General features: G+C 48.9%; 3 protein-coding genes. All 3 read right to left on the bottom strand.

Annotated features, from left to right (window positions below; all coding sequences use genetic code 11):
• Nucleotides 1-36: 36 nt before the first annotated feature.
• Nucleotides 37-1,878 (bottom strand): glycosyltransferase, encoded by a 1,842-nt coding sequence (locus tag GC096_RS06400; protein WP_171629423.1) that lies wholly within the window; start codon nucleotides 1,876-1,878, stop codon nucleotides 37-39.
• Nucleotides 1,879-1,978: 100 nt separating this feature from the next.
• The gene (locus GC096_RS06405) at nucleotides 1,979-3,283 is read right to left on the bottom strand and encodes an RCC1-like domain-containing protein (RefSeq protein ID WP_171629424.1); all 1,305 of its coding nucleotides are present in this window, start codon (nucleotides 3,281-3,283) and stop codon (nucleotides 1,979-1,981) included.
• 49 nt (nucleotides 3,284-3,332) lie between these two features.
• Nucleotides 3,333-5,738, bottom strand: coding sequence for an S-layer homology domain-containing protein (locus GC096_RS39050; protein ID WP_171629425.1), 2,406 nt, complete (start codon nucleotides 5,736-5,738; stop codon nucleotides 3,333-3,335).
• Nucleotides 5,739-6,060: the final 322 nt, after the last annotated feature.

A 6,060-nucleotide genomic window follows, 5' to 3' on the forward strand; every position in this document is an offset into this window, starting at 1 on the left:
CGCAGACCGTGCGTGTCATTCATGCTGCCAGACGTTTCATGTCGTGCTCGCGGAAGCCCCAATGCCCAAGCCTTGAAAAAAGGCGCGATTGCTGAGGATTCTGCTGTCTTCAGGAATAAAGGTGGCAGCAATCTCGTTGTGGTGATTAGCTCGTTCATTTTGTTCCAACTTATTATAGCAGACGCTAAGCTGGATATGCGGCAGCCAGGTCCAGCAGGCATGCTGCATCAAGGCTTGCGGATGCTGCGGTTTCTCCAGCGAAGCGGCCATTTGGTACCAATACGCAGCGCTGGCATAATCGCTTTCTTCCATATGATAATAACCCAGCCTGCAGCAGTTCTCCGCTCTTGGCAACTGGTAAGCGAACGATAACAACGCCTTCGCCTTCGCTTCCATCAGATTGCCCAGCTTGTGCAAGCAGTCAGCAGCGCGACCGCAGGCATTGATAATGTCTTCGATCCAGCTGTCCTTCTGTTCCAGGAACTGCTCGTACTTACGTAAGGAGCGCGCCCATTGCTGATGGTCGAATAGTTCATTTGCATAATAATACAAATCGCGGGAAGAGAACTTCTTCCCTTCTTTTTCCTTTTTTTCATAGAGATGCAGATTGCGGGAAGTTTGGGTATGCTTGCGATCGTGCGTTACGCATACATCGGCGTATTCGATCGCTCCAAACACTTCAAGATACTCGTGTACGACACCGATCCAGCGAAACCCTCTTTCTCGCTTAACCAGCCTGTTTCTGCGCAAACTGACCGTGACATGGCCAAATTCGTCGAAGGCGAGGTTGTATACCATCGAAACAGCATCTGTATGCCATGGCAAGGATTGCTTCAGGACGAGGAATCTGTCAGCGTCCCCTGGCAATAAGATATCATCAGCGTCAAGCCATAAAATATAGTCCTTCTTAGCCTTCTGAAAGGCAAAATTCCGTGCTGCGGAAAAATCATCAATCCAATCAAAATCGTAAATCCGATCCGTAAATTGACGAGCGATCTCTTTGGTTCGATCCGTGGAACCCGTATCGATAATAATGATCTCGTCAACGCATCCCTGTACACTGGACAAACAGCGTTCTAACGTTTCTTCCTCATTTTTGACAATCATGCACAAGCTGACCGAAACAGCCCACTTCCAACTGTGCAACGCCAATGTGATATCCAATCCCCATTTTTCAAACGATTTTCGGCTATTTGTGCTAATTTGTTCATCATACAATGAAGGATCGTCAGCATATTTTCCATATTTCCGCTCGTAGCGCACAAAGCAGTCCTCGGCAACATAAAGCTCGTAACCTTCTTGCAAAGCACGGTAGCATAAATCGTCATCCTCGCAACTTTCTTCTTCGAATCTTTCATCAAACCCGCCCAACTGGTCAAAGGCGCTTTTACGGAGCATCACAAGATGGCTTAGCACGCGAGTTACACGTTTGCTCCGGCTTTCGCGCATAATGCCAATGCTCTCGGAGTAGGACTGCATCACTCGCGGGTTTTCGCTGATAATTGGCGTGTTTTGCACGCCGCTAATACCGCTGCTGACAGGGCCAACCACAGCCGCAAGCTTGTGCCGCTCCATGCAGTCGCTCAACCGTCCGAGCCATCCATCCGTAACGTACATATACTCGCGCATGCATACAAGATGAGGTGATGAAGCAGCAGCAACGCCTATATTGTAAGCTGCCGCAACGCTGGTTCCAGGCTTACAGAACACGACAGTTACGTTTCTATTCTGCTCTAGCCATTGAGACATTCGCAGAGAGTCTTCCTCCAACACAACGATTAAATGGTAAGGGTGCTCTGTAGTAGAGAGACGAAGGTTGAGGATGCATTCTTGCATAGCTTCAAAATGCTGAGCCAGCAGGACGATGTCCGTTATCATACCAAATCACGCTCCGAGTTGTTATTCGACATAGTCTTGTTCCTACATGAAAAAAAGCAGCTGCAGTCGCAGCAATTGCAGACCGCAGCTTCTTTCTTGATTAATTCTCCCTGGACGCTTTTGAATTCAATCCATTTATTCCTTGCGGATAAAGCTGCAGATTCTTCTCTTGATTTCCTAATTGACCGAATATGTTGGAGCCCCATGTATAATACACGCCGTTGGTCCCGAGTGCTCCGCTTGCATAGAAGCCTGAGGAGATTTGACTGGCGGCAATGCCGGGAACTTGCACAGGACTGTTTTGATGGCTAGGCGTACCGTTGCCAAGCTGCCCATAGCTGTTCGAACCCCATGCCCACACCGTACCGTCTTCCTTCAGCGCCATGCTGTACCATTCTCCCGCAGAAATCGAGGCCACTTGAACGAGGCCAGCAACCTGAACGGGAGCAGCATGTCCTTTATTCGTCTTATCGCCAAGCTCGCCATATTCGTTATGCCCCCAAGCCCACACCGTACCATCGTTCAACAAAGCGAGCGAATGATCATACCCAGCACTGACCGCTTTTACTCCGTGAATACCGCCAATCTGGAAGGGGCGGTTGCGGGAGCTTGTCGTGCCGTCGCCCAATTGTCCTTGGGCGTTAGCGCCCCAGGCCCACACCGTGCCGTCTTTTGTTAACGCCAGATTATGCCATCCCGCAGCTGATACGGACGTCACATCGTTCAGACCTTGAACCTGCATGGGAACGGTTTGCTGAGTAGTCGTACCATCCCCTAGCTCGCCAAATACATTGGACCCCCAAGCCCATACTGTGCCGTCCTTTTTCAACGCCAAGGTGTACGATTCTCCCACAGAAATTGCTGTTATATCGCTAAGTGTAGAAACTTGTTCCGCCGTCTGACGAGATACGGTTGTACCGTCGCCCAACTGCCCGAAACGGTTGTCGCCCCATGTCCAAACCGTACCATCATTTTTCAAGACCACATTATGAGTTCCTATAAAAGCATCGGCGACATGTTCCATACCTGCAACCAGCTTCGGTGTCTGATACGAATTTCCACTTTGAGGCTGGACTGAACCCCAGACCCAAAGCGCTCCACGATCGTCAATAGCCATGCTCTGCCCGAAGCCCATGCGAATACGGGGCTCTACCGTTCCATATACCGAATAGGTTACTGCCGTTACACTTGGAATAATTGGCGGCAATGTGCCATACACCGCCGACTGAACATCATTCAAATACACGTCTCTCGAATCAATCAAGAGACTCGAAGGTGCTTCGGATGCCAATTGTTCAGTAACATCCGTTGCCTGAATCGCATTCCCATAAGTATTGGCCGAGGTCATGAGTAAATAACTAGCTATAGTGGTGCGGATCCATATCTTGGTTCGCTTTTTGTGCATTGCATCTTCCCCCATCTGTCCTGAGCTTCTTGCCGTTCAGAACCTTGTACTAGTTTCCAGCGATTTTTTCAATTACGATAGAGATCCCTACTGCGGGCGATTGCGCAAATATTATTGGAGTATTTGAATCATTCACTATGTTTATAGTGCTACCCGCGCTCAATTGCAAAATGACTTTATTCGAAATTTGACTATTATTGGATAGAATGGGGATGCGCGTGCCAGCATCTATTACGCCATTTATGCGAAGCGCTATCTGAGCTCCGATTCCAGAAGTTGTCGATACTTGATAGCTGATCTCATAAATTCCGGATTGAGTTATTTCAATTTGTCCCATGAAAGACGCAAAATAACTATCATCGATGCCAGAGGTTACATAACCACGTTGGTTCAACGGTAGATTTGAGTTAGCTGGATACGGCCCACCAGATGGCAACACACTATACAAATAGCCAAAAGTGGACAAGCCGCCTGCGCCAGCGGCGCCGGTCGCTCCTTGTGCGCCTGTAGCTCCTGTAGCTCCTGTGGCGCCGGTTGCTCCTGTCACTCCTGCTCCTGTTGCTCCTGTTGCTCCTGTTGCTCCAAATGCTCCTGTTGCTCCTGTTATTCCTGCTGGTCCTACTGGCCCCATCGCTCCAATTAATCCTTGGAAACCTTGGAGACCTTGGAGACCTTGGAGACCTGTTGCTCCTGTTGCTCCTGTTGCTCCTGTTGCTCCTGTTGCTCCTGTTGCTCCTGTTGCTCCTGTTGCTCCTGTTGCTCCTGCAAGTCCTGCTGGTCCTACTGGCCCAATCGCTCCAATTAAACCTTGGAAACCTTGGAGACCTTGGGGACCTGTTGCCCCTGTTGCTCCTGTTACTCCTGCTAGTCCTGCTGGTCCTACTGGCCCCATCGCTCCAATTAAACCTTGGAAACCTTGGAGACCTTGGAGACCTGTTGCCCCTGTTGCTCCTGCTGGTCCTACTGGCCCCATCGCTCCAATTAATCCTTGGAGGCCTTGGGCACCTGTTATGCCTTGGATGCCTTGGGCTCCAATCGCTCCTGTTACGCCTTGGGCTCCAGTTGCTCCTGTTATTCCTTGAGCCCCTGTTGCTCCTGTTACGCCTTGGGCTCCAGTTGCTCCTGTTACGCCTTGGGCTCCGGCTGCTCCTGTTACGCCTTGGGCTCCGGTTGCTCCTGTTACGCCTTGGGCTCCGGTTGCTCCTGTTACGCCTTGGGCTCCTGTCACTCCAGTTGCTCCTGTTACGCCTTGGATGCCTTGGGCCCCTGTTGCTCCAGTCGCTCCTGTTACGCCTTGGGCTCCCGTTGCTCCTGTTACACCTTGGATGCCTTGGGCACCTGTTGCTCCTGTTACGCCTTGGATGCCTTGTGCTCCTGTTGCTCCCGTATCACCGGTCGCCCCACGCCATCCTGTTGATCCCGTCTCACCGTGTTCGCCTTTTTCGCCTTTTTCGCCTTTTACACCTGCAGGTCCAGCAGGGCCTACAGCTCCAGCAGGGCCTACAGGTCCAGCTGGACCAATTTCACCCCGTACAGCAGCCGTTGCTTTAGGCTCATTAACCCCTAAAGAGACCTCAATCAAATAAGCTTTATCCTCTTTATTCACGATTGATACAAGCAGTCCTACCTTCAAATCATCAAAACTCAGCTGTTGCGAAGAATTTTTATCATAATATTGCGTTTCCGAAGTAAGACTCAGTTTTTTTGTTTCTGAAGCCAACGTTACAGAGACCGAATCGCTCGAAACGGCCGATATAATGCCGTTAGTTACACTATTGGACACGCCTGCTAAGGAAGTTTCCTTTCCATTCGTTAAGTAAGGCAACGCATTGCTTAGCATTGCCGCCATCTCAGCACGCGTTACGAGTTTCAACGGTCTAAACTGATTGTCAGCAAAGCCTTCAACAATATTTAGGCTAACACCAGCATTGATGTAACCCTTGTAAGATGGCGTAAAATCTTGCTCATCGCTAAACAAGGTTGTGCTTTCAGTCAATCGCCCTGCATCTGACTCGCGATTAATTGCCCTAATGATCAGCTTGATCGTCCATTCACGGCTTGATGTCTGCTGACCCCATTCTGCTGTGTTCGTTTCTTCTCGTGCCACGAGAAGACCTTTTTTCAACGCTACCGAAATGTAAGGCTTAGCGAAGTCGTCAACCGTAAGTACAGGATTGACTGCGCCCTCTTTCTTGACTTCCTCCTCTAATCCCATTAGACGGATCGCCATTAGAACGGCTTCCTGGTGCGTAACATTACTTTGCGGATTAAACATCCCTGCATTATCCCCTGCGATAATGTCAAGCAGCGCAAGTTTGGTCATATACTTTTGAGCCCATGGCGCCGTATCTGCATCCTTAAAAGTTGGCGCAGCCGCTGATACAATTTGAGTTGCAGGTGCCAACGATACCAATAGAGCCATCGCCAACGAAGTTTTTTTAATTTTGTGTTTCATCTGTTACCTCCTGATTTTTATTCATAATTTTCATTTTTTCTGCCATACACTTGAATCTCCTATTTCCTTTTTTTTATAGGTCTAAAAACATATAGACTTATAGACATATAGACTTATATAGGCTTCCTGCCCCCTCTCGATGTTCCTACAAATTTCGACTACAATAGCCAAAATCACCCATATAGCATACTACTATGTACTCCTCACAAATTTCTCACAAAAAATCCCTATGGAGATAGGCGACCACGTTTAGAGGTAGATTTTATCGCTAAAGTTTGAATGTTGCTAAAAGGCCAAAGCTTATTATAACGATTGCGCATAA

Source organism: Paenibacillus plantarum, assembly GCF_013141695.1.
In the GTDB taxonomy this organism is placed as follows: Bacteria; Bacillota; Bacilli; order Paenibacillales; family NBRC-103111; genus Paenibacillus_E; species Paenibacillus_E plantarum.